The following is a 23,205-nucleotide window of genomic DNA, read 5'->3' on the forward strand; positions in this document are numbered from 1 at the left end:
ATATAGCTATAAGGAGATGTAAGTAATGATTCCAGTAACAATATTAACTGGTTTTCTTGGATCAGGGAAAACGACTTTATTAAATCGTATTTTATCAGAAAATCACGGTAAGAAATTAGCGGTGATTGTAAATGAAATAGGACAAATTGGTATCGATAATCAGTTGATTATGAATGTTGAAGAAGAGATTATGGAAATGACAAACGGTTGTCTATGCTGTACTGTACGTGAAGATTTACTCGTTGCTTTAAAACAATTACTGGACGTAAAAGCAGAAGGGAAAATGGACTTTGATGGCTTAGTGATTGAAACAACTGGTCTTGCAAATCCAGGACCGATTATACAAACATTCTTTTTAGATCCAGTAATTCAATCTGCATATCAAATTAACGGTGTTGTAACAGTAGTAGATAGTTATCATATACATAAACATTTTGAAAAAGGGCTAGAAGCAAAGGAACAAATTGCATTTGCAGATGTCGTTTTAGTAAATAAATTAGATTTAATTGACGAAAGTGAAAAGGAAAATCTTCTGCATGAACTGCAAGGAATTAACCCAACTGCAAAATTAATCGAGACGACTAACTGTGAAGTAGATATTTCATCATTACTACAAATTCAAACGTTTAAAACGAAAGATACGTTACAAATTTATCCTCATAAAGAACATAACCATCTAGAAGGTGTAAAATCATTTGTATTACGTGAAGAACGTCCGTTAGATTTACAAAAATTGAATGAGTGGATGTCAGCTGTCGTTCAAGAACTAGGAGAATATTTATATCGATACAAAGGAATTTTATCGATTGATGGAGTAGATAAACGCATCGTATTCCAAGGTGTACATACATTATTTGCTGCTTCGTACGATAGAGAGTGGCAAGAGGGCGAAGAGCGAGTAAGTGAAGTAGTTTTCATCGGTAAAGGTATTAATAAAGAATGGTTCCAGGAACATTTTGAAGAGTGTGTGAAATAAGTTTGCGTAAATCGCAGGCTTATTTTTTATGAGCATTTCAATGAGATAATACTAGATTGTAAAAGTGAAGTATATAAGGAAGAGAAACTGAAAATAGAAAACATAACATTGATAAATGTATAATAAAAAGCCTGTTTTCACAGGCTTGTATTTTCATCCCACGTTAACGGGCAGTAAGACTCCTATTCCAAAATACGACCGTAAAGCAAATAAGTTAGGTGGGAGTCGGGCTGCCCGTAAAAGCCCGATTGGTGTGGGCTAATAATCAGTGGGGGATGCCCCCCACTGATTAAAGTTTCACTTTATCTATAAGTAATTCCATTACAACACCTACAACTGGGCCCTCGTCATCAATATCCCCATTTAAACGGAAGCCAAATGACTCATATAGTCCCATTGCGTGTTTGTTGTCTGGATGTAAACTTAAATAAATTATTTTACAGTCAAATTTTTGTTGTAAATATTGGATTAATAAACGAAGGAAACGTTTTGCATATCCTTTTCCTTGAAAGTGCTGATCAATCATAAAACGATCTAACCATACGCTTTCATGCTTTTGGGAATACCAACCGTACATTGCGTATCCAACGAGTGTTTCTTTGTCATATAAGCCTATTGACGTTCCATTTTCTTCATATAATGATTCTGCTAAAGAAAACGCATTGCTTTCAATAAATTGCTGCTGGTCTTTTGCTACGTCTAAAGCAGCAACTGAACGCCAATTATTTGCTGTTACTTCACAAATGTGAAGATTCATAGTTCCAACTCACCTTCTAAAATAGTATAGCTTAAAAGCTAATATGGATAATTTTACTTGTTATTTCGGTCAAGTCAAGGGTAAATACATAAAAGGCAGCTGAATGACATATTCAGCTGCCTAGAAAATATAGTTGATTAGTTTGTTGCTTCTTTTAAAGTATTTACGTTTTCTTCCATTAATGTGAAGTAATCTTTATTGTTCTTTGCATCATCCTCAGAAATAGTAGCAAGGTGATTTAAGCGTAAAATTTTTGTGCCTGTTTCTTTTTGAATAACTGCTGCTACTTTTGGAGTAGAGAATGTCTCAAATAAAATATATTTTAAACCGTGTTCTTTTACTGTTTTTGTAATGTCAGTAAGCTGTTTTTGAGATGGTTCATCAGACGCTGAAATTCCAGCGATTGGAATTTGTTTTAGACCGTAGCGTTGTTCCCAGTAACCATAAGCTGCATGTGAAACTAATATTTCTTTCGTTTTTGCATTTGCAACAACAGCTTTAAATTGATCGTCTAAATCAGTAAATTTTGTTTGTAGTGCTGCGAAGTTTTTTTCGAACTCTTTTTTATGTTCAGGTTGTAATTCTACAAGCGCATTTTTAATTTTTTCGGCTTGTTTCATCGCCAGAGTAGGATCTATCCAAACGTGTGGGTCTTTATCATGGTGATGTTCATCTTCTTTATGACCGTCTCCATGATCGTGCTGCTCTTCTTCAGATGAAGCACGAAGTTCGATATCTTTAGATGCATTTACAACTTTTACGTTTTCTTTTTTTAATGATTTTTCCATTTTTTCGGCAAATGGTTCTAATTCTGCGCCGTTATAAACGAATAAATCGGCTTTTGCGATTTGTACAGTCTGTTTTTGACTCGGTTCAAATGTATGAGAATCCGCACCAGGTGGGTAAATTGCTTCTACATTTACATAATCACCACCGATTTTTTTTGCGAAATCAGCAAGTGGGAAAATGGTTGTATAAACAGTTAGTTTTCCATCTTTCTTGGCAGTATCTTCTTTTTTATTTGAGCAGCCAGTAAAAATTAAAGTGAAAATAAGTAAGAATGAAAATATAGTCAATCTTTTAGGCATGAAGTTCTCCTCTTTTCTGTTTTTACCGATATATCTTCCCCAATTATAGAAGAAAAATATCATTTTAATGCAAAACGGAATAATTACGTTTTAGTTCGCGAACCTAGTATAATACATCTTTATGAAAGTTGCAATAAATAATAATCATTACGATTTGTTTTTGTTATAAATCTGTCAAAAAGAAAGGTATTAATTTTTATGATTGGTGCATATGTGACAATGTTGCTTTCATATATTGGGAGGGAGCAGAAAAAAGGGGATGAGCGCTTGAGTTACATTATGGAGGCTATCTTTTTAATACTTGCGGTTGTTTTGCCTTTATCTTTTGTTTTAATTTTTTTAAGAAAACTAATAAGTAATTTAGGTGATGCTACAACAATTACGAAATTGCCAGTTGAAGAAAAAGAAAAGAAAAAAGAGTAAGTAAAGCACTATGCTTACGCATAGTACTTTACTTATGATAAAATAATAAAACGGAAACTCCTATTAGCGACTTTTAGCAAAAGGAGAGAAAAGTAAATAAAGAGGTATGCATATATATGAATGAGCGAACAGCGTTAGTACTTGGTGCAAGTGGATTAGTTGGACAAGAAATAACGCGTCTATTACTTGACTCAGATTACTACGATTCGGTTACTATTTTTGTAAGGGAACCATTGAAATGGAAACATGAGAAATTACAGCAGAAACAGGTGGATTTTTCGGTATTAGAGGAATATAAAGAGTTTTTTGCAGTAGATGATGTATTTAGTTGTTTAGGAACAACGATTAAAAAAGCGAAATCGAAGGCGAATTTTAAAAAAGTAGATTATGAATATACGTTACGAGCTGCTTGTTTAGCTGAAAAACAAGGCGTGCAAAATTTTCTTGTTATTTCATCAATGGGAGCAAATCCTAAATCATTCTTCTTTTACTCGCAAGTGAAGGGGAAAATGGAAGAGGAGCTGAAAAAGTTAGTTATTGGTGGCATACATATTTTCAGGCCGTCATTATTAGTTGGAAATCGACAAGAATATCGTTTTGGGGAAAGAATGGCTGAGAAATTATCTCGTATTCTTCCGTTTATATTTAAAGGGGCTTTTAAAAAGTACAAACCAATTTCAGCTAAAGATGTGGCGAAAGGAATGTATATAACAGCGCTACGTGAAGAATCTGGTATTCATATTTATAGTTCAAACGATATTATAGAGATAAAATAAGTAAAACCGAGAGGAATAACTTCTCGGTTTTATTTATTAGTTTTAATTTTTCCGTGTGCTCATCGGTACTGATATGGTTCTTTTAATTCAAAGCCAAGTTCATTGGTGGCTATTCTTGGGAAGTATGGATTACAAAGTAACTCGCGTCCGATAAAAATTAAATCTGCTTCGTTATTATTTAAAATTTGCTCTGCTTGTGATCCGGTTGTAATTAATCCTACCGCACCAGTCGCGATGTTAACATGCTCCTTAATATGTTTAGCATATTGTATTTGGTAACCAGGATAAATATAAATATGTGCTGGAACAACTGCACCAGAACTACAGTCAATTAAATATACGCCTTGCCCTTTCATCCACTGCGTATATTGGATGTAATCGTGAACACGAAAAATTTTGTCTATTCGTGTTACAATGACTAATATGAATTGAATTGGAGGATGACATATGTATCAGGCTTATTATGAAAGTGAATTAGGTTTGCTGGAAATTACAGCGAATACGAAAGGGATTACGTCTGTTATATTTGTTGAAGAAAGAAAAGAAGAACATAAAAATGAACTTGTTGAACAATGTATAAATGAATTAGATGAATACTTTCAAGGAAAAAGAAAAGAGTTTACAGTTCCATTGTTTGCTGAAGGAACACCATTTCAAAAGAATGTATGGGATGCACTTTACACTGTACCATATGGCGTAAGTGCTTCATATTTAGATATTGCGGAGAAGGTTGGGAATACGAAAGCTGTAAGAGCGATAGGCGGAGCAAATAGCCGGAATCCAATTTCAATTATCGTTCCATGTCATCGTGTAATAGGAAAGAGTGGAAAACTTGTTGGGTATGCGGGTGGTTTATGGAGGAAAGAGTGGTTATTAAAGCATGAAGGTATTTTAAAATGAAGTATGGATGGAAAGAGGGATTGTTTTGAAATGTATAAATTGTGGGCGACCTTGTATTAATGATCAGTTGAATTGTGCAAATTGTCAACGAAACTTGCATAATGAACAAGGTGAAGAAAGCTCGCTAATAGACAAAGAATTAGAAGTATATGTAGGGAGACAATATCGATATTACAAAAGAAAATGGGAGCTTGAGAATAAGCGAATTGCTAGGTGGAGCTGGAATGGTTGGGCTGCTATTTTCAATGTAGGTTGGCTTGGATATCGTAAGTATTATTTACCTGCTGCTTTATTTATACTGTTATTAGTAGCATGTGATGCATTTTCTTATTATATGGGGTTCAACGTAGCATTGCCAATCATTAATATGGTGCCTCTCACGTTTTTATTACTCGTTTTTATTCTATTTGGGATGGGGATTTTTGCAAATGGATTATATTATCAATTTGCAGAAAGGCGTATATATAGAATAAAAGCACGGGGAATTAAAGATGAATCGGTTGAAAATTATCTCATTCGTGATAGTGGCGGAACAAGTAAAATGGGAGCGACAATCGTTACTATTTTAGCAGTTGCTAGTATTTTTTTCAGTCATTTCTTTTTTCCGACTGATCGAGATATTATACAAAAAGTTCGTACGAGCTCGCTTTATGAATATCCTTTCTTTTCAATAGGTGAATCTTTTGAAAATTATTTTCAAAATTCAGGATGGATATATTATCGCGGGACGGAAGGGTTAGAATTAGTAGAATTTCAAGGATATAGCGCCGGGATGCCAAGACAAAAGGTGACGATTCAATTTGTTGTAGATTATAAATTAGGTGAAGTTGAGCCATATTCACTTACGATTAACGGTGAATCTAAAAATGAAGAAGAGTTTTTGAAGATGATGGAAGAAATATTCAAGGTTCAAAATCCGTTTGAAATAGAGGATGGATTGCAAGTAAAAGTGATAGAAAAAGAAGCGGATGGGAAGCACCTTCTATCTGCTTCTTTTTTTGTATGCGAAAATAATATTTGAAATAATCTGAATCTTTTGTATAATAATATATATTATACTGGATTTCATTTATACATATAGATTGGGGGAAGGAAGAATGAAGAGAAAGGTAACAGCGATTGCTGCAGTTGTATTATCGACTAGTGTATTAGTTGCAGGTTGCGGAAGTGGGGAGAAGGCATCTACAACGAAGAAAGAAGCAGGTAAGGGAATAGCAGATAAGCAAGTATTAAACTTACTAGAAACAGCAGAAATTCCTTCAATGGATACATCAAAATCAACAGACTCTGTATCATTCCGTGCCTTTGTAAATGCAATGGAAGGGTTATATCGTTTGGACAAGGATAATAAGCCAACACCAGGTATGGCAAAAGATGTGAAGATTAGTGAAGATAAAAAGACATATACATTTGAATTACGTGATGCGAAGTGGTCAAACGGAGATCCAGTTCGAGCGCAAGATTTTGTATATGCATGGCAACGTACATTAGATAAAGCAACAGCTGCAGAATATGCATTCATTTTATTTGATGTGAAAAATGCACAGAAAGTAAATAAAGGAGAATTACCGTTAGATCAATTAGGAGTGAAAGCGAAGGATGACAAAACGTTAGTAGTAGAATTAGAACAACCAGCACCGTATTTCCTTGAACTTACTTCATTCCCAACATTTTTCCCTTTAAATGAAAAATATGTGAAAGAACAGGGGGATAAATACGCATTAGAAGCAGACAAATTATTGTACAATGGACCATTTACAATGAGTGAATGGAAACATGAGCAAAGTTATCAGTTAAAGAAAAACCCTAATTATTGGGATAAAGATACTGTAAAGTTAGAAGAAATTAATGTAAGTATTGTGAAGGAAACGAGCACGGGAGTAAATTTATATGATAGTGATCAAGCAGATCGAGTTATTTTAAGTTCTGAATTTGTTGATAAATATAAAAAGAATAAGCCAGATGAATTTAAAACGAAGTTAGATCCACGTATGTATTTCTTGCGCTTTAACCAAAAAAATGCAACATTTAAAAACCAAAAAGTACGTGAAGCGATTGATCTGGCATATGATAAAAAAGGAATTGCAAATGTTATTTTAAATGATGGCTCATTACCAGCATATTTCTTAGTCCCTGAAAAATTTACGACAGGACCAGATGGAAAAGATTTCCGTTCTGTAAATAAAAATTTCCGTGACAGTAAAGACAATGCAGCAAAAGCAAAAAAATTATGGGAAGAAGCGAAGAAAGAACTTGGCCAAGATACAATTACAGTAGAATTTCTAAATGATGATAACGGTAGCCGTAAAAAAGTGGGAGACTTTATTAAAGAAGAGTTAGAGAAAAATTTACCTGGTATTAAAGTGAATTTGAAACAACAACCATATAAGCAGAAGCTAGATTTAGAAAAGAAATTTGAATATGAATTCTCATTATCTGCATGGAGTCCAGATTATCCAGATCCAATGACTTATATTGATATGTTCGTTACTGGAAGCTCATTTAATGAAATGGATTATTCTAATCCGAAGTATGATGATTTAGTAGCGAAATCAAAAGGGGAACTATTAAAAGATGATGCAGCACGCTGGAAAGCACTTGCGGAAGCTGAAAAAATCCTAATTGGTCAAGACGCTGCAATCTCACCTGTGTATCAGCAAAGTACAGCGTATTTAGAGAAGAAATATGTAAAAGGTATTGCTAACCATACGTTTGGTGGAGACTTCAGTTATAAATGGGCATATATTACAAAAAAATAGTACAATAAAAGATGAGTGAATTTTCGCTCATCTTTTATTTGTATAAGGAGGAGTCATAGTTGTTAAAGGGAATCAATCATCTTTGCTTTTCAGTTTCCGATTTGAAAAAATCTATTATGTTTTACGAAAAAGTACTAGAAGGAAAATTATTGGCTAAAGGGAGAAAACTTGCATATTTTAATATATGCGGGATATGGATAGCACTTAATGAAGAGGCGCATATTCCGAGAAATGAAATTCATCAATCTTATACGCACATTGCATTCACTGTAGAACAAGAAGATTTTAATTATTTGTTAAAGCGATTAGAAGAAAACGGAGTTCATATTTTAAAGGGTAGAGAACGGGATGTAAGAGATTGTGAGTCTATATATTTTGTTGATCCTGATGGTCACAAGTTTGAGTTTCATTCAGGGACATTGCAAGACCGTCTAAATTATTATAAGGATGAGAAACCTCATATGACATTTTACTAAGGAGGACGAGTATTTGCATGCACTTGTAATTGGTGGAACAGGGATGTTAAAGAAAGTGTCTATGTGGCTTTGTGAGCAAGGGTTTCACGTTTCTATTATTGGACGAGATAGTGCGAAATTGGAAAATGTTAAGCAAGGGAGTTCTGTACCGGGAAATATTACGTGCCTTTCTGTAGATTATCAAAATGACGATGATGTAAAGCAATCTATTAAAAGTACAATTGAACAAAATGGTCCAATTACATTAGTTGTCGCATGGGTACATTCGAGTGCTAAGCATGCATTACGACTCATTTGTAATGAGGTAGAATTGTCGTCGGAAAAGTACAGTTTATTTCATATATTAGGTAGTAGTGCATCACGTACGAAGTCACAAAAAATAGGCGGGGCATTATGTAGTTATTATAGAATTATATTAGGGTTTATTTTAGAAGATACATATGCAAGGTGGCTTACTCATGAAGAGATAGCTGACGGAGTTATAAAAGGAATAGAAAGTAAATGCACAGAATGGATTGTAGGGAGAGTAGAGCCATGGGAATTGCGGCCAAAATGGTAAGGGGGAATGGGAAATGAAGACAACGGTATATGTAACAAGGCACGGTGAGACAGAATGGAATGTAGCAAAGCGGATGCAAGGGCGGAAAAATTCAGCATTAACTGAGAATGGTATGATACAAGCGAAACAATTAGGGGAGCGTATGAAGGATTTACCGCTCCATGCCATATATAGTAGTCCAAGTGAAAGGACGCTTCATACTGCTGAATTGATTAAAGGAGAACGCAATATTCCAATTATAGCAGATGAACGTTTCTATGAAATAAATATGGGTACATGGGAAGGGCAAACAATTGCTGATTTGGAAATGCAATATCCAGAAGAAGTACATTTATTTTGGAATGAACCACATCTTTTTCAATCAACATCAGGGGAAAACTTTGCGGCCGTTCATAAAAGAGTAATTGAAGGGATACACTTTCTTTTAGAAAAGCATAAAGGTGAAAATATTTTAATTGTCTCTCATGCTGCAGCGGCGAAATTACTTGTAGGGCATTTTGCAGGTGTTGAAATTGAACATGTATGGGGAGAGCCATTTATGCATAGCGCGAGTCTTAGTGTGATTGAATTTGATGAAAATCTTGGTAAAGTAAAACAATTTGCAGATATAAGCCATTTTCAGGAAAAGTAAAAAAAGGCCGCAAAACGGCCTTTTTTTGTGGGAATAAAAAACTAGCAATTACGCTTTTTATACCAGAAGTGATCGAACTTTTTATTTTTGCAAGATGAGGACTTGTGTCCGCTACCTTTGCAATCGTCCCATTTGTGCCCGTCATCGTGACAGTCCTTACCATGATCCCACGAATCATCACAAGAACCATGATGGCTATGAGGGAAAAATACACATTTTTTACAGAAACATCGTTTTGTCCAGAAACATTTCTTTTCAAAGCGAACGCATTTTGTAACGAAAGTACATTTTTTCACGCGAGTACGTTTTGTAACTATAACGCATTCTTTTCTACGAGTAACCTTCGTAACGAATGTCCATTTTTGAACGCGTACACGAGTACATTTTGTAACAAATGTCCATTTTTTTACATGAGTACATTTTGTAACGAAAGTACAATGTTTTACGCGAGTACATCTTGTTCTTGGACATTTACGCCCTGTTGTACATTTACGCCCTGTTGTACATTTACGTCCTGTTGTACATTTACACCCTGTTGTACATCTATGATGAGAGAATTTATCATCATCGCACTCAAAAGTACTTGGATCTTGGTGTAAGAAATCCTCCATCCCTGCACTTTTGATTTCTTCAACAGCTTTTCTAATATCACGTTTCATAGAAATCCTCCTTATCGAGTTTTAAATTGAAAAGGTATTCTTTTTCCTTAACATGATATGAGATTCGGTTTCTTTCTGAACAGGACAAGAGTTTAATTTTATATAAATAGATGATAGCGGATGTATGGACAAGGCGTGGTGCATACATTGAATGAAGAGAACTGAGAAGGGATGAGAAAACATGCTACCTTCATATGAATTTTTTATTCATCCAATGTACTTAGTGGAATTGAAAAAAGATATTTGGTCAGATAGTCCAGTGCCAGCAAAGTTAACATATGGAAAAAAGAAATATGATATTGATATTGTTTATCGAGGTGCTCATATTCGGGAGTTTGAGAAAAAGTCTTATCACGTTAAGTTTTATAAGCCGAAAAAATTTCAAGGGGTAAAGGAGTTTCATTTAAACTCTGAATTTATGGATCCATCTCTTATCCGAAATAAATTATCGCTCGATTTTTTCAATGATATCGGGGTACTTTCACCGAAGTCACAGCATGTATTTATAAAGATTAATGGTCAAATTCAAGGCGTATATTTACAGTTAGAATCGGTTGATGAAAACTTTTTAAAAAGTAGAGGGTTGCCGAGTGGTTCTATTTATTATGCGATAGATGATGACGCGAATTTTTCTTTAATGAGCGAGAGAGATAAAGATGTTAAAAATGAGCTTTTTGCAGGGTATGAATTTAAATGCTCGAATAAAAATAGTGAAGAGCAACTGAGTGAATTCGTTTTTCAAGCAAATACACTATCGAGGGAAGGTTATGAAAAAGAAATTGGAAAATACCTTCATGTTGATAAATATTTACGCTGGTTAGCTGGAGTTATTTTGACTCAAAACTTTGATGGTTTTGTTCATAACTATGCACTGTATCATAACGATGAAACAAATTTATTTGAAGTCATCCCGTGGGATTACGATGCGACTTGGGGGCGTGATGTACAAGGAAGACCGCTTAATCATGAGTATATTCGCATTCAGGGATATAATACGTTAAGTGCAAGATTGTTAGATATACCTGTTTTTAGAAAGCAATATCGAAATATATTAGAAGAAATTTTAGAATTACAATTTACAGAATCCTTTATAAAACCAAAAGTAGAAGGCATGTGTGCATCCATTCGTCCATATTTACTTCAGGATCCATATATGAAAGAGAAAATAGAAATTTTTAATCAAGAGGCTGAGATGATTTTTCAATATATTAATAAAAGAAGAAAATATATACAAGAACATCTTCATGAATTGGGATGATTTTGAAGGAGATTGAAACATTATCAATCTCTTTTTTTGTATACTAAAGGTGGAGAAATAAAAAAGCGAAATAATATTTAGTAGAATGAAATTGATTAAGAATGGAGTTGTGTAGATATGAAGGTTAAATGGATTGATTGGGTAAAACAAATACAATCAATAGCACAAGCAGGTTTAACGTACTCCAAAGATGTGTATGATCTAGAGCGTTTCCAACAATTACGAGACATTTCAATTGCGATGATGTCACATTATACAAAAACAGATTGGGAAGTAGTAGAGAGAGTATTTGCAAGTGAGACAGGCTATCAAACACCTAAAGTTGATATACGGGCAGTTATTTTTCAAAATGAAAAGTTATTATTTGTGAAAGAAAAAAGTGATGGTAAATGGGCATTGCCAGGTGGATGGGCTGATATTGGTTATACTCCAACGGAAGTCGCGGCAAAGGAAGTGTTAGAAGAAACAGGCTATGAAGTAGAGCATTTTAGGCTACTAGCAATATTCGATAAAGAAAAACATCAACCATCTCCATCAGCCACGCATATATATAAGATTTTTATAGGTTGTGAGATTGTTGGTGGAGAAAAGAAACTAAGTATTGAAACAGAAGATATAGATTTTTTTAGTGAAAATGAAATACCTGATTTATCAATCGCTAGAAATACGGAATGGCAAATTAAAGAAATGTTTGCGTATATGAAAGATCGAAATAAGGAAAGGATACTTGATTAATTAAATGAATCAAGTATCCTTTTAGGGTATATTGATGAAAGGCTGTACATATTCTTTTAACAAAAAAGAATGTAGTATAGTCCTCTTTAAAGTCTATGAGCTAGGTGAAGAGATTCACATGATTATATTGGCAGATTGCAACCTTTATGTGATAATGAGATGGTATGTGAAGAAAAAAAGGAGATAGAAAAGAAAATGTTAGCAAATATAATAGATCAGTTATTGCAATTCTTTGCAAGTTTAGGGTACTTCGGAGTAGCTCTAGCTTTAATGATTGAAGTTATCCCAAGTGAGATTGTACTTTCGTATGCCGGTTTTTTAGTGGCAGAAGGGGAAATTAGTTTTGTCGGTGCTGTTATTGCCGGAACAATCGGTGGTACTTTAGCGCAAATCTTTTTATACTGGCTTGGATACTACGGTGGGCGTCCTGTTGTTGAGAAATATGGGAAATATCTGCTTATTAATAAACATCATTTAGACATAGCAGAAAATTGGTTTAAGCGTTATGGAGCTGGAGTGATATTTTCGGCACGTTTTATCCCAGTTGTACGTCATGCAATCTCTATTCCGGCAGGATTAGCTAAGATGCCGTTAAAACTATTTACATTGTATACAGTTGTAGCGATTATTCCATGGTCAATTCTATTTATATACTTAGGAGAAACGCTTGGTGGAAAATGGCGAAATATTAAAGAATATGCATCTGATTACACACATTACATAATTATAGGTGCGGTTTTCTTTATTGCTCTTTACTTCGGTTTAAAGCTTTTGAAAAAGAGAAAAACAACTCATTAAAGTCAATGATTTTTCATTGGCTTTTTTTAATTGTTTCGGTTCTAAAAAAAAGGAGTTGTCCATAATGTGTAATAATAAAGCGTAGCGGGGGAATGTGATGAAAGGATCACCGTTTTTACGTGGAACGATATTTTTAACGATGGCAACGATGATATCTAAAATGTTAGGGTTCATATATGTTATACCATTTACAGCAATGGTCGGTACGAGTGGGTACGTATTATATACGTATGCATACCGCCCTTATACAATTATGCTTAGTATTGCAACGATGGGATTGCCACTTGCCGTTTCAAAAATGGTTTCAAAATATGATCAACTCAATGATTACCATACTGTTAAGAGAGTATTAAAGAGTGGCATTGTTTTTATGCTTTTAATGGGGGTTATCTCGTGTGTTACGTTATATATGTTAGCGCCGCATTTAGCTGAACTTGTAATCGATGGAAACGATCAGTCGGGGAATAGTGTAACGGCGGTCACTTACAATATTCAAATTGTAAGTTTTGCGTTATTACTCGTTCCTGTAATGAGCTTGTTACGTGGTTTCTTTCAAGGTTTTCAATCTATGGGACCTTCTGCGCTCAGTGTAGTTGTAGAGCAATTTTTTCGGGTCTTAACCATTTTGATAGGAAGTTTTGTCGTTTTATATGTTATAAAAGCTTCTGTTTCGTTGGCAGTTGGTATTTCAACGTTTGGAGCATTTATGGGAGCACTGGGTGGATTAAGTGTTTTAAGTGCGTATTATATAAGAAGGAGAAAACATTTAAAGAAAAAAGAGATTGCCAGTATACCACAAACGACGAAAAGTTTTTTTTCGTTGTATAAAGAACTGTTTACATATTCTATCCCTTTCGTTGTAGTCGGATTAGCGATTCCGTTATATCAGACGATTGATACATTTACAATTAATAAGCTACTTATACAAGTAGGATATGTGCAAGGAGAAGCAGAAAAGATTAATGCGATTATTGGCCTTGTTCAGATGGTTGTACTTATCCCGGTTTCTGTTGCAACGGCTTTTAGTATGTCCCTTGTACCTGAGATGACGAAAGCTTATACAGCGGGAAATGAGAAGCTATTGTATAAACACTTTACAAGGACAAATTTATTAGTGGTAGGAATTACCGTACCGGCGGCGATTGGAATGATGGTTTTAGCAAAACCAGTGTATACTCTTTTATTTGGTGCTGGAAATGATCCAGAGATGGGCAGTATTATTTTGCAGTATTATGCTCCTGCTTGTATACTATTCTCGCTATTTACAGTAACCGCTGCCATGTTACAAGGAATTAATCAACAACAGAAAACAGTGCTAGGATTAGTAATCGGAATAACTGTGAAGATAGTTTTAAATATTGTATTGCTACCGTATTTTGATTATGTAAGTTTTATCATTTCAACATACGCTGGCTATACGATTTCAGTCGGCTTTAACTTGTGGATGCTTTCTAAATATGTTATAAAGGCAACATAAGCTTTTTTAAAGGCAGAGAACACTCTGTCTTTTTCTATGTTTACAAGATTTTTCTTAAAAAAACGTTTTCAAAATAATTTTTCTATTGAAATTTAATCGTTTGTTTCATATGCTGAAAATAGCGGTTCAAAAACTGTTGTTTAAGTGAGGTAGATTCCCACATGTAAAAAGAATCGGGGTGATAGTATGTTAAATATTTATTTAACAGACCGAAACGGAAAACTACAAGAGATTGAGGAAATGCAAAAGGGCTGCTGGATTAATGTACTTCATCCAACAGAAGAAGAAATTCAGTATCTAGTACAAACTTTAAATGTAGACTTAGATTTCATTAAAGACCCTTTGGATGATGAAGAACGCTCTCGTATTGAAAAGGAAGACAATAACACTTTAATTATCGTGGATATTCCGACAGTCAGACATGATGAAGAAGGAAATTCAATTTATGACACGATTCCAATAGGTATGATTGTAATGCCAGATTGTTTTGTTACTATTTGCTTAGAAGAAAATCCAATTTTTGAACGCTTTATTAATCAACGTATTAAAGAATTTTATACGTTTAAAAAGACGCGCTTCGCACTTCAGCTCTTATATACAATTTCTACTTATTATTTAAGATACTTAAAGCAAATTAATCGAAAAACAATCGATTTGGAGCACCAATTAAATAAATCGATGAAAAATAAAGAAATTTTCACATTGCTCGGCCTTGAAAAAAGTTTAGTTTACTTTACAACATCATTAAAGGCAAATAAAATTGTAATTCAAAAATTAATGCGTAACAGTACATTTTTAAAAATGTATGAAGACGATCAAGATTTATTAGAAGATGTATTAATTGAAAATAAGCAGGCTATTGAAATGGCGGAAATATATAGTCACATTTTAAGTGGAATGATGAATACTTTTAGCTCCGTTATATCAAATAATTTAAATAGTGTTATGAAACTGTTAACGTCTATTACAATCATTTTATCATTACCGACGATGGTTTCTAGTTTCTTCGGAATGAATGTAAAGGTTCCATTTGAAGGTGAAGCTCATGGTTTTGTCATTGTACTCATAATATGTGTAACATTATCTTTCACATTAGCATTTGTTTTTTGGAAGAAACGTTACTTTTAATGATAAGAAAGCTGCTCTAGCAAAGTCATAAAACTATGCTAGAGCAGCTTTCTTTGTTATAAAATCTCAGTTTTGAAGTAGAATATAAATTGTAAAATGTAATGTGTATTATGGTTATGAATTCCATATAACTCTTGTTCAAATAATAAAATGGGGTTAAAATTACATATTGTTAATGAAAAGTTGGAGGAAATACAGCATGGAATTGTTTCAATTACCGAAAGCATTCCTGCAAATGAATACAATCTTTATCTCAATATTGATTGAGGCACTTCCGTTTGTGCTAATTGGTGTATTTATTTCAGGATTCATTCAAATGTTTGTGACAGAAGATATGGTGGCAAAGTGGATGCCTAAGAACCGTTTTCTGTCTGTTCTATTAGCTACTTTTTTAGGAATGATGTTTCCAGGCTGTGAATGTGGAATTGTTCCGATTGTAAGACGATTAATCGGAAAAGGTGTTCCACCATATGCAGGAATTGCATTTATGTTAACTGGACCGATTATTAATCCGGTTGTATTATTTGCAACATATGTTGCCTTTGGAAGTAGTATGCACATGGTATGGTATCGTTCTATTGTAGCGATTATCGTAGCAATTATCGTTGGAATTATATTATCATTTATGTTTAAAGAACATCAATTAAGAGATGATCACTTCCCAGAAGTGAACCATAAGCGTCCATTACGTAAAAAAATGTGGGATGTATGTACACACGCTGTTGAGGAATTTTTCTCAATGGGGAAATATTTAGTATTAGGAGCGTTAATTGCTGCTGCAGTTCAAACGTTTGTACAAACTTCAACATTGCTTGCGATTGGACAAGGTCCGTTTTCTTCATCAGCTGTAATGATGGGACTTGCTTTTATTTTATCACTTTGTTCAGAGGCAGATGCATTTATTGCTTCTTCGTTCCAAAGTACATTTTCAACAGCGTCACTTGTCGCGTTCCTCGTATATGGACCGATGGTGGATATTAAAAATATGTTTATGATGCTTGCGACATTTAAAACAAAATTTGTAATTGTTGTGACGGTTACAGTTACACTTGTTGTTTATGCAAGCTCACTACTCATTTATGCGATGGGGTGGTAGGTTATGTTTCGAGCATATATATTATTAGGTTTTACAATTTTAATTGGACAGCTTCATATTTCCGGTAACATTACGAAGTATATAAATATGAAGTACGCCTATTTATCAAAAACTGCAGCTATTATTTTAGGTTTCTTAACGATTGTACAAATTATTATCGTTTTCCAGAAAGAGCACCAAAAGGAAAAAGAGAAACATGATTGTAGTTGTGATCATAGTCATTGCGGGCATGATCATTCGAAAGATGAAAATACATGGTGGAAACGAACGTTTTCTTATACTCTTTTCTGTTTTCCGATTATTTCAGGATTATTTTTCCCGATTGCAACATTAGATTCGGACATTGTTAAGGCGAAGGGGTTTCACTTTCCTGTTGCACAAGCGGAAAGTAAAGATCCATTTATGACAAGACAATTTTTAAGACCGGATACGAGTATTTATTACGGGAAAGAAGGATATCGTGGTGTAATGGAAAAAGGGAAGAAAGAGTTTGTTACGAAAGACAATATAACTTTAAAAGATGAAGATTTCTTAAAGGGTATGGAGACAATTTATAATTATCCTGGTGAATTTACTGGTAAAACCCTGTCTTATAAAGGATTTGTTTTCCGAGATGATTCTTCTAAAAAGGAACAATATTTCTTATTCCGTTTCGGTATTATACATTGTGTTGCGGATTCGGGTGTATATGGTATGTTAGTTAAAAAGCCAGAAGGTGTAGAGTGGAAAAATGATGATTGGATTCAGGTGGAAGGAGAAATTTCAACTGAATTTTATCAGCCGTTTCATGCGAATATTCCAGTGTTAGAAGTAACGAAATGGAATAAAGTTGAACAGCCGAAAGAACAATATGTATTTAGAGGAGCCGATTGATAAAATCGGTTCTTTTTTGTGGACTAAAAGTTCTAAAAATTGTTAATATTAAACGTGTAGTTCATGAGGTGTAGTTTATATTGGGATATTAGGGATAAATAATTAAAGGGGGGATAACAATGACTGAAGTAAAGGGTAAAACAGCTAATGAATCGAGAGTGTTTAAAACGAGTCGAGTATTTCCAACAGATTTAAATGATCATAACACACTATTTGGTGGAAAGATATTGGCGGAGATGGATATGGTTGCTTCAATTTCAGCAACGAGACACTCGAGAATGGAATGTGTCACAGCGTCTATGGATTGGGTAGATTTCTTACACCCAGTTCGTTCTTCAGATTGTGTTAGTTATGAATCTTTCGTAATTTGGACGGGAAGAACTTCTATGGAGATATTTGTGAAAGTAGTAGCGGAAGATTTAATTTCAGGTGAAAAACGTGTAGCGGCAACTTCATTCGTTACTTTTGTTGCGCTTAGTAAGGAGAATAATCCAGTGCCTGTACCGCGGGTTATCCCAGAAACAGAAGAGGAGAAAGAATTACATCGAATTGCTGTGTTACGTGCAGAACAGCGTCATATTCGTAAGGCGGAGAGTAAGAAGGTAGCTACACTGCTAACTTTTTGATGTGAAATATTTTCCTAGTGGTACTATTTTTGAAATGAAAAGCGGACACCTAAAAATAGGTGTCCGCTTTTATAGTTTTTTCATCCGCATATCGTATTACAATAACTGCTTAGCAGAAGCAAGCAGCGCCGACGATAATTAAGAGGATAAATAATACGACTAGTAGCGCAAATCCATTACCATGTGCGAAGCCCATTGTTATTTCCTCCTTTTATTTTAAGATACAACATACAATATGCAGATGAGCTCCTGTTTGATATGGACGTATATCATGCAATGACATATTTTTTTGTATGATAATGTTTAAAAAAAGGAAAGATATAGGAATAACAGTAGTTAGAGAAAGGGAATTACCCATGAAACACTTTTTAATTGTAATAATTTGTTTTATAGGTGTATTCGTATGGATGAACGTTGATGTGGAAATGGGGAAGAAAATGGCTAGTGGATATGAATTAGAAAAAATTCGATCAGGGGATTTTCAATTATATACGAACGGTGATGAGTTATATAGAAGTTTATTTGAGGATATAAATCGTGCAGAAAAGAATGTATATATTCATTTTTATATTGTAGGTAAAGATGAAGTAAGCAAAGAATTCTTACAGTTATTAGAGAAAAAAGCATCTAGTGGAGTAGATGTGAAATTGTCAGTAGATCGTATAGGTGGATATAAGCTTAAGAAAAAGATAATTAATCAATTAAAAGAAAAAGGCGTGAAGTTTACATTTAGTAAAAAACCTAAATTAAAAAACTTATTTTATTCTTTGCATCAACGTAATCATAGACGCATTGTTACTATAGATGGGAAAGTTTCTTACATTGGTGGCTTCAATATCGGAAAGGAATATCTTGGACAGGATCCTAAATTTGGTCCGTGGCGTGATTATCATGTACGCATCGAAGGGAATGGAGCTACTGATATGGAACGGAAGTTTGCTGAAGATTGGCAAGAAGATACGGGAGAGAAATTCCTTATACATCAAGAGCTACCGGTACAAGGAAATGTAAAATATCAATATATATTTTCGAATGGAAGAGGCTTATGGCAGAAGTATGGGGCACTATTAAAGAAGGCAAAACACAACTTAATTATTGCTACACCATATTTTGTACCGAGTAAAGAAATGGTAAAAGGACTGAAAGATGCATTAAATCGTGGTGTCCGTGTGAAAATTCTCGTTCCCTTTAAAAGTGATGCCGTATTGTTAAAACAAGCTGCCTATCCTCATTTGAAAGATATGTTAGATGCTGGGGCGGAGATTTATCAATATCGAAACGGATTTTTTCATGGGAAAGTGACAATCATTGATGAGGAAATCGTCGATATTGGTACAGCGAATTTTGATAATAGAAGCTTTTATTTAAATAACGAATCAAACTGTGTCATATATGATAAGACAGTCGTTGCTGACGTCTGGAATCGACTAAAAGAAGACTTTCATAAGTCAAAACGATTTTCAAACGAAGATTTTGAGAAAATTAGTCGCTGGGATTGGTTTCTAGCAAGAATAGCGAATGTTATCGCATCATATTTATAGTATATAGATGAAAAATAGGAAGGGAGGCGCTTTAATGGATTGTATGAAAGAATTGATGACATATAGTTACACACTTATATATAAAGTTGGAGAGTATACGGGCAAGGTTCGAGATGAAGAATTAAAGGATATTTTGCAGCATCATTTGCCGTATATGTTACAAGCATATAATGAACAAGTGAATTTTCAAGAAGGAGAAAATGTACAGCATATAACTTGTAAACAAATGTGGCCGGAATTTACAGAGATGGATAGGGAAACAGATAATGAATATACAGGGGATATTGGGATTGCTATTTGTTATATTACACATTTGAAACGATTAGCATTAAAGTTTGCTCAAGTGGCAGTAGAAGTTGCGAACCCGGAGTTTCGTTCTTTTCTGGAAAATTGTTTTGTGAAAATGAATCGTTACGCATATAATGTTTGGCAATATGTTGTGAAGAAGGAATATAAGATTAAACATGTATATGAAAATGAAAAATTCGCGTGAAAAGCTAAGGTGGAATGAAAGGCGCCTTAGTTTTTTTTATGTCTAATTAGAGGGGAGGATTAAAGATTGGTTATGTTATCAGAAAATTTACAAAAGTTTACCGTATCTTTACTATTTTTAAATCTTTCCTTTAAAAATAAAGAGTAATATGGGATTGTACATATTCTATCAAAGGGAGGAAACGCAAATGAACAAATGGGTTAAGTCATTAACTGCTATGGCACTTGCAAGTTCTTTATTAATGGTAGGTTGTAGTAAAGATGAGGATAAAAAGAAAGAGGATGACACAACTTCGCAGCAAGATGAAAAGAAGGATAAAGAAACAAGCGGAACAGATAAGTCTTCTGATTCAAAAGAAAAGAAATAAAGTGAAACTTTAATCAGTGGGGGTTTTGTCCATCCCCACTGATTATTAGCCTTCACCAATCGGGCATTTACGGCCCGTTAATGCGGGATAAATGGATAATAGAGCTTCCTCACATATACGAGGAAGTTTTTTTTGTTGTATATTTGTATGTTTTACGGAAAAATAGAGAGAAAGAACTGAAGAGGGGATAGTATATGAAAGTATGTATATTAGGAGCGACAGGTAGAGTAGGATCACACATTATGAAATTGGCACTACAAGATTCATATGAAGTAACGGTATTAGTTCGTGATTTGAGTAGAGTGGAAATAGAGCATGAAAGGTTGCATATTATAGAGGGAAATGTATTAAATGAAAATGATATAAAGGAAGCAGTGAAAGAGTGTGATCTCGTAATTAGTGCTCTTGGAACTGATCGGAATGGGACGTTAGAGAAGAGTTTACCGATTATTATAAAGCAAATGGAAGAAGAGGGCATAAAGAAAATTGTTACAATAGGAACTGCTGGTATTTTACAAGCGCGAACAAACCCCAATATATATCGTTTCCAATCAAAGGAATCGAAAAGAAAAACAACAACAGCTGCGGAAGACCACTTAGCTGCTTATAAAGCACTACATAACAGTAATTTATGTTGGACTGTTGTTTGTCCGACTCATTTAATAGACGGTGATGTAACTGGGGTATATCGAACTGAAAAAGATATGTTGCCAGCAGATGGATCGAAAATTACAGTTGGTGATACAGCTCATTTTACATGGAGATTACGTAATAAAAGCAAATATGAGAAAAGCCGAGTAGGTATTTCATATTAAAAAAACCATCCCAAAATAGGGATGGCTAAAAAATGATATAGCATACAAAGAAAATAATCATAATGATTTGGAGAATTGCTTTTGCTACCGTACTACTTAAAAAACCGACTACAGTTGCAATTCCGACTAAAAAGGCGTCTTTTGGCGCCTTTTTATGCATTAGTTCTGTTATAAATACCGATAAGAACGGTATGATAATAAGACCAAATGGCGGGAAGAAGAACGATCCGACAATGATAGAAATCATGCCGACACGTTCACCCCACTTAGAACTTCCGTATTTTTTTAGGAAATATCCATTTGCTATAAAATCAGCACCGAAAATGAAAAGTGTAAAAATGACTTGAATAACCCAAAAAGAAGTTGTTAGTTCTCCGCCATTTATACCAAAATGATAAATGAAATAGCCAGCCCATACTGCAAGAATGCCAGGAATAATGGGGTAAATAAAGGCAAGAAATGAAACAATGAAACAAGCGATGATACTAATTGTTAATAATACAGTCACTTTATACCTCCTTAATAGAATCTAATTTATGTACAGCAATTTTTTTAATCTGATGCCCATCAAGTTCTAATGCTTTGAATTGAAAACCAGCATATTCAACCGAATAGCCAGCCTCAATATTTAAATCGATTGCTTGAGAGAGAAGCCAACCACCAATTGTATCTAAATCACTATCATCAATATGCAGACCAAACATATCATTTACTTCAGAAATGAGTACTTTTCCATCTAAAACAGTAAGTTTTGGAGTACGCTTTTCAATCATTGGTGATTCGTCTGTATCAAATTCATCTTGAATTTCTCCGATAATTTCTTCAAGAATATCCTCCATCGTTAAAAGTCCAGCTGTCCCACCGTATTCATCCATAACAATTGCCATTTGTACGCGATTCTTTTGAAGGTGGATTAACGTTTTACGAATGGGAACTGTTTCAAATACAGTTAAAACAGGATGTATGTACGCATCAAGCGGTTTGTAAATGCCTTTTGTTTGATTATGAAAAATCTCTTTCGTATTTATCATACCGATAATATCATCTTTATCTTTTTCAATAATAGGATAGCGTGTATATTTTTCAGTTGCAACGATTTCCATATTTTCTTCTAACGTATTTTCAGTAGATAAGCAAACCATTTCAGTTCTAGGTACCATAATTTCTTTAGCAACACGATCGTCAAATTCAAAAATATTATTTACATATTTATATTCGGTTTGATTAATTTCGCCACTTTTATAGCTTTCACCTAAAATGAGTCGTAGTTCTTCTTCGGAATGAGCAAGTTCATTTTCTTTTGCAGGTTCTAAACCGAATAATTTTGTGAAAAATACAGCTGAACTATTCAATACCCAAATAAATGGATACATAATTTTATCAAACAAAATAAGAGGTCTTGCAAATTTTAAAGTGATTGCTTCTGCTTTCTGGATTGCGAAAGACTTAGGAACTAACTCTCCTAATACAACATGGAAAAAAGTAATAATACTAAAAGCAATAATAAAGGACAACGTGTTAGCCGCCGTTCCAGTAATATTGATTTTTTCAAATAGTGGTCGTAGTAAATGTTCCACAGTTGGTTCACCAAGCCAACCAAGTCCTAGAGAAGTGATAGTAATACCGAGCTGACAAGCAGATAAATAAACATCTAAGTTAGATACAACGCTTCTTGCAGCTAATGCTTGTTTATTACCTTCATTAGCAAGCTGGTCAATTCGACTTTTTCGTACTTTTACGACAGCGAATTCTGAAGCAACGAAAAAACCAGAAATAAGGATAAGTATAAAGATGAGAAAAATATTTAATATGTCCAAGTGTGTTCTTTATTCCTAATTTGGAATAAAGATGTCACCTCCTGTAATTATGTTATACTTTTATAATAAATCCAAATGAAAAGATTAGTCAAAGAAAATGGGTAAATAATGGTAGGTTTTAATAGTAGTTTTTTAATTTGCTGTTATTTTGTCCGCTATATAAAAGGAATAACCGTC

27 protein-coding genes and 1 pseudogene are annotated in these 23,205 nt (G+C 34.1%); 21 read left to right on the plus strand and 7 right to left on the minus strand.

Features of this window, described 5'->3' with window-relative positions; genetic code table 11:
• Positions 1 to 25 precede the first annotated feature (25 nt).
• On the plus strand, positions 26 to 976 hold the full coding sequence (locus QUF93_RS12015) for a CobW family GTP-binding protein (RefSeq protein WP_002118548.1): 951 nt from the start codon (positions 26 to 28) through the stop codon (positions 974 to 976).
• A 289-nt stretch (positions 977 to 1,265) separates the two neighbouring features.
• Here the strand turns inward: QUF93_RS12015 and QUF93_RS12020 are convergent, their stop codons facing one another.
• The gene (locus QUF93_RS12020; RefSeq protein WP_289358909.1) at positions 1,266 to 1,733 is read right to left on the minus strand and encodes a GNAT family N-acetyltransferase; all 468 of its coding nucleotides are present in this window, start codon (positions 1,731 to 1,733) and stop codon (positions 1,266 to 1,268) included.
• A gap of 137 nt (positions 1,734 to 1,870) precedes the next feature.
• A complete protein-coding gene (locus QUF93_RS12025; RefSeq protein ID WP_289358910.1) occupies positions 1,871 to 2,821 on the minus strand; it encodes a metal ABC transporter substrate-binding protein in 951 nt (316 codons plus the stop codon).
• Positions 2,822 to 3,019: 198 nt separating this feature from the next.
• Here QUF93_RS12025 and QUF93_RS12030 point away from each other — a divergent pair, with 198 nt between their 5' ends.
• Both QUF93_RS12030 and QUF93_RS12035 read left to right on the plus strand, forming a co-directional pair.
• Positions 3,020 to 3,244 carry a hypothetical protein gene (locus QUF93_RS12030; protein ID WP_289358911.1) on the plus strand — a complete coding sequence of 75 codons (225 nt, stop codon included), beginning with the start codon at positions 3,020 to 3,022 and terminating at the stop codon, positions 3,242 to 3,244.
• Positions 3,245 to 3,360: 116 nt separating this feature from the next.
• Positions 3,361 to 4,020 (plus strand): oxidoreductase, encoded by a 660-nt coding sequence (locus QUF93_RS12035; protein WP_289358912.1) that lies wholly within the window; start codon positions 3,361 to 3,363, stop codon positions 4,018 to 4,020.
• A 59-nt stretch (positions 4,021 to 4,079) separates the two neighbouring features.
• Here QUF93_RS12035 and QUF93_RS12040 read toward each other — a convergent pair.
• Positions 4,080 to 4,406: pseudogene (locus tag QUF93_RS12040) on the minus strand (oxidoreductase); the annotation flags it as partial.
• A gap of 61 nt (positions 4,407 to 4,467) precedes the next feature.
• Here QUF93_RS12040 and QUF93_RS12045 point away from each other — a divergent pair.
• The 6 genes from QUF93_RS12045 to QUF93_RS12070 all read left to right on the plus strand — a co-directional run bounded on the left by QUF93_RS12045 (position 4,468) and on the right by QUF93_RS12070 (position 9,345).
• Positions 4,468 to 4,920: a methylated-DNA--[protein]-cysteine S-methyltransferase gene (locus QUF93_RS12045; protein ID WP_002118562.1), complete on the plus strand. Its 453-nt coding sequence runs from the start codon at positions 4,468 to 4,470 to the stop codon at positions 4,918 to 4,920.
• Between the two features lie 25 nt (positions 4,921 to 4,945).
• Positions 4,946 to 5,941 (plus strand): DUF2628 domain-containing protein, encoded by a 996-nt coding sequence (locus tag QUF93_RS12050; protein ID WP_289358913.1) that lies wholly within the window; start codon positions 4,946 to 4,948, stop codon positions 5,939 to 5,941.
• A gap of 76 nt (positions 5,942 to 6,017) precedes the next feature.
• Positions 6,018 to 7,679, plus strand: a complete 1,662-nt coding sequence (locus QUF93_RS12055) for a peptide ABC transporter substrate-binding protein (protein ID WP_289358914.1) — start codon at positions 6,018 to 6,020, stop codon at positions 7,677 to 7,679.
• Positions 7,680 to 7,738: 59 nt separating this feature from the next.
• Positions 7,739 to 8,155: a FosBx1 family fosfomycin resistance bacillithiol transferase gene (fosB, locus tag QUF93_RS12060; RefSeq protein WP_002118569.1), complete on the plus strand. Its 417-nt coding sequence runs from the start codon at positions 7,739 to 7,741 to the stop codon at positions 8,153 to 8,155.
• A gap of 13 nt (positions 8,156 to 8,168) precedes the next feature.
• On the plus strand, positions 8,169 to 8,714 hold the full coding sequence (locus QUF93_RS12065) for a short-chain dehydrogenase (protein ID WP_289358915.1): 546 nt from the start codon (positions 8,169 to 8,171) through the stop codon (positions 8,712 to 8,714).
• 13 nt (positions 8,715 to 8,727) lie between these two features.
• Positions 8,728 to 9,345, plus strand: coding sequence for a phosphoserine phosphatase 1 (locus tag QUF93_RS12070; RefSeq protein ID WP_289358916.1), 618 nt, complete (start codon positions 8,728 to 8,730; stop codon positions 9,343 to 9,345).
• A 41-nt stretch (positions 9,346 to 9,386) separates the two neighbouring features.
• Here the strand turns inward: QUF93_RS12070 and exsB are convergent, their stop codons facing one another.
• On the minus strand, positions 9,387 to 10,004 hold the full coding sequence (exsB, locus tag QUF93_RS12075; protein WP_289358917.1) for an exosporium protein ExsB: 618 nt from the start codon (positions 10,002 to 10,004) through the stop codon (positions 9,387 to 9,389).
• 181 nt (positions 10,005 to 10,185) lie between these two features.
• Here exsB and cotH point away from each other — a divergent pair, with 181 nt between their 5' ends.
• The 8 genes from cotH to QUF93_RS12115 all read left to right on the plus strand — a co-directional run bounded on the left by cotH (position 10,186) and on the right by QUF93_RS12115 (position 17,995).
• Positions 10,186 to 11,262 (plus strand): spore coat protein CotH, encoded by a 1,077-nt coding sequence (gene cotH / locus QUF93_RS12080; protein WP_289358918.1) that lies wholly within the window; start codon positions 10,186 to 10,188, stop codon positions 11,260 to 11,262.
• Between the two features lie 117 nt (positions 11,263 to 11,379).
• Positions 11,380 to 11,997 (plus strand): NUDIX hydrolase N-terminal domain-containing protein, encoded by a 618-nt coding sequence (locus tag QUF93_RS12085; protein WP_289358919.1) that lies wholly within the window; start codon positions 11,380 to 11,382, stop codon positions 11,995 to 11,997.
• A 195-nt stretch (positions 11,998 to 12,192) separates the two neighbouring features.
• Entirely contained in the window at positions 12,193 to 12,795 is a 603-nt protein-coding gene (gene uptA / locus QUF93_RS12090) for an undecaprenyl phosphate transporter UptA (RefSeq protein WP_289358920.1), read from the plus strand.
• Between the two features lie 97 nt (positions 12,796 to 12,892).
• On the plus strand, positions 12,893 to 14,272 hold the full coding sequence (locus tag QUF93_RS12095) for a putative polysaccharide biosynthesis protein (protein ID WP_289358921.1): 1,380 nt from the start codon (positions 12,893 to 12,895) through the stop codon (positions 14,270 to 14,272).
• A 186-nt stretch (positions 14,273 to 14,458) separates the two neighbouring features.
• Positions 14,459 to 15,400, plus strand: a complete 942-nt coding sequence (locus QUF93_RS12100; RefSeq protein WP_000932386.1) for a magnesium transporter CorA family protein — start codon at positions 14,459 to 14,461, stop codon at positions 15,398 to 15,400.
• Positions 15,401 to 15,599: 199 nt separating this feature from the next.
• Positions 15,600 to 16,496: a permease gene (locus QUF93_RS12105; protein ID WP_002118586.1), complete on the plus strand. Its 897-nt coding sequence runs from the start codon at positions 15,600 to 15,602 to the stop codon at positions 16,494 to 16,496.
• A 3-nt stretch (positions 16,497 to 16,499) separates the two neighbouring features.
• Positions 16,500 to 17,369, plus strand: a complete 870-nt coding sequence (locus tag QUF93_RS12110; protein ID WP_002118589.1) for a TIGR03943 family putative permease subunit — start codon at positions 16,500 to 16,502, stop codon at positions 17,367 to 17,369.
• A gap of 119 nt (positions 17,370 to 17,488) precedes the next feature.
• Positions 17,489 to 17,995 (plus strand): acyl-CoA thioesterase, encoded by a 507-nt coding sequence (locus QUF93_RS12115; protein ID WP_000141174.1) that lies wholly within the window; start codon positions 17,489 to 17,491, stop codon positions 17,993 to 17,995.
• 109 nt (positions 17,996 to 18,104) lie between these two features.
• On the opposite strand, the gene QUF93_RS12120 is transcribed toward QUF93_RS12115, so the two are convergent.
• A complete protein-coding gene (locus tag QUF93_RS12120; protein ID WP_000505094.1) occupies positions 18,105 to 18,191 on the minus strand; it encodes a YjcZ family sporulation protein in 87 nt (28 codons plus the stop codon).
• A gap of 160 nt (positions 18,192 to 18,351) precedes the next feature.
• On the opposite strand from QUF93_RS12120, the gene cls reads away from it, so the two are divergent.
• From cls to QUF93_RS12140, 4 genes are all read left to right on the plus strand, one after another.
• Positions 18,352 to 19,536: a cardiolipin synthase gene (gene cls, locus QUF93_RS12125; RefSeq protein WP_289358922.1), complete on the plus strand. Its 1,185-nt coding sequence runs from the start codon at positions 18,352 to 18,354 to the stop codon at positions 19,534 to 19,536.
• A 34-nt stretch (positions 19,537 to 19,570) separates the two neighbouring features.
• Positions 19,571 to 20,029, plus strand: a complete 459-nt coding sequence (locus tag QUF93_RS12130; protein ID WP_002118593.1) for a spore coat protein — start codon at positions 19,571 to 19,573, stop codon at positions 20,027 to 20,029.
• Between the two features lie 187 nt (positions 20,030 to 20,216).
• A complete protein-coding gene (locus tag QUF93_RS12135) occupies positions 20,217 to 20,396 on the plus strand; it encodes a hypothetical protein (RefSeq protein ID WP_002118595.1) in 180 nt (59 codons plus the stop codon).
• Between the two features lie 194 nt (positions 20,397 to 20,590).
• Entirely contained in the window at positions 20,591 to 21,211 is a 621-nt protein-coding gene (locus QUF93_RS12140; RefSeq protein WP_289358923.1) for an NAD(P)-dependent oxidoreductase, read from the plus strand.
• A 25-nt stretch (positions 21,212 to 21,236) separates the two neighbouring features.
• Here QUF93_RS12140 and QUF93_RS12145 read toward each other — a convergent pair whose 3' ends face one another.
• Both QUF93_RS12145 and QUF93_RS12150 read right to left on the minus strand, forming a co-directional pair.
• Entirely contained in the window at positions 21,237 to 21,719 is a 483-nt protein-coding gene (locus QUF93_RS12145) for a DUF456 domain-containing protein (protein WP_289358924.1), read from the minus strand.
• A 1-nt stretch (position 21,720) separates the two neighbouring features.
• Positions 21,721 to 23,028, minus strand: a complete 1,308-nt coding sequence (locus QUF93_RS12150; RefSeq protein WP_289358925.1) for a hemolysin family protein — start codon at positions 23,026 to 23,028, stop codon at positions 21,721 to 21,723.
• Between the last annotated feature and the right edge of the window lie 177 nt (positions 23,029 to 23,205).

Origin of the sequence: Bacillus hominis (genome assembly GCF_030348325.1) — a bacterium.
GTDB lineage: Bacteria > Bacillota > Bacilli > Bacillales > Bacillaceae_G > Bacillus_A > Bacillus_A hominis.

Bases quoted from the DNA above. Each gene is read 5' to 3' on its own strand.
- QUF93_RS12015 (WP_002118548.1), top strand. From the start codon at position 26: ATGATTCCAGTAACAATATTAACTGGTTTTCTTGGATCAGGGAAAACG.
- QUF93_RS12020 (WP_289358909.1), bottom strand. From the start codon at position 1,733: ATGAATCTTCACATTTGTGAAGTAACAGCAAATAATTGGCGTTCAGTT.
- QUF93_RS12025 (WP_289358910.1), bottom strand. From the start codon at position 2,821: ATGCCTAAAAGATTGACTATATTTTCATTCTTACTTATTTTCACTTTA.
- QUF93_RS12030 (WP_289358911.1), top strand. From the start codon at position 3,020: ATGATTGGTGCATATGTGACAATGTTGCTTTCATATATTGGGAGGGAG.
- QUF93_RS12035 (WP_289358912.1), top strand. From the start codon at position 3,361: ATGAATGAGCGAACAGCGTTAGTACTTGGTGCAAGTGGATTAGTTGGA.
- QUF93_RS12045 (WP_002118562.1), top strand. From the start codon at position 4,468: ATGTATCAGGCTTATTATGAAAGTGAATTAGGTTTGCTGGAAATTACA.
- QUF93_RS12055 (WP_289358914.1), top strand. From the start codon at position 6,018: ATGAAGAGAAAGGTAACAGCGATTGCTGCAGTTGTATTATCGACTAGT.
- QUF93_RS12070 (WP_289358916.1), top strand. From the start codon at position 8,728: ATGAAGACAACGGTATATGTAACAAGGCACGGTGAGACAGAATGGAAT.
- exsB (WP_289358917.1), bottom strand. From the start codon at position 10,004: ATGAAACGTGATATTAGAAAAGCTGTTGAAGAAATCAAAAGTGCAGGG.
- cotH (WP_289358918.1), top strand. From the start codon at position 10,186: ATGCTACCTTCATATGAATTTTTTATTCATCCAATGTACTTAGTGGAA.
- QUF93_RS12085 (WP_289358919.1), top strand. From the start codon at position 11,380: ATGAAGGTTAAATGGATTGATTGGGTAAAACAAATACAATCAATAGCA.
- uptA (WP_289358920.1), top strand. From the start codon at position 12,193: ATGTTAGCAAATATAATAGATCAGTTATTGCAATTCTTTGCAAGTTTA.
- QUF93_RS12095 (WP_289358921.1), top strand. From the start codon at position 12,893: ATGAAAGGATCACCGTTTTTACGTGGAACGATATTTTTAACGATGGCA.
- QUF93_RS12100 (WP_000932386.1), top strand. From the start codon at position 14,459: ATGTTAAATATTTATTTAACAGACCGAAACGGAAAACTACAAGAGATT.
- QUF93_RS12105 (WP_002118586.1), top strand. From the start codon at position 15,600: ATGGAATTGTTTCAATTACCGAAAGCATTCCTGCAAATGAATACAATC.
- QUF93_RS12110 (WP_002118589.1), top strand. From the start codon at position 16,500: ATGTTTCGAGCATATATATTATTAGGTTTTACAATTTTAATTGGACAG.
- QUF93_RS12115 (WP_000141174.1), top strand. From the start codon at position 17,489: ATGACTGAAGTAAAGGGTAAAACAGCTAATGAATCGAGAGTGTTTAAA.
- QUF93_RS12120 (WP_000505094.1), bottom strand. From the start codon at position 18,191: ATGGGCTTCGCACATGGTAATGGATTTGCGCTACTAGTCGTATTATTT.
- cls (WP_289358922.1), top strand. From the start codon at position 18,352: ATGAAACACTTTTTAATTGTAATAATTTGTTTTATAGGTGTATTCGTA.
- QUF93_RS12130 (WP_002118593.1), top strand. From the start codon at position 19,571: ATGGATTGTATGAAAGAATTGATGACATATAGTTACACACTTATATAT.
- QUF93_RS12135 (WP_002118595.1), top strand. From the start codon at position 20,217: ATGAACAAATGGGTTAAGTCATTAACTGCTATGGCACTTGCAAGTTCT.
- QUF93_RS12140 (WP_289358923.1), top strand. From the start codon at position 20,591: ATGAAAGTATGTATATTAGGAGCGACAGGTAGAGTAGGATCACACATT.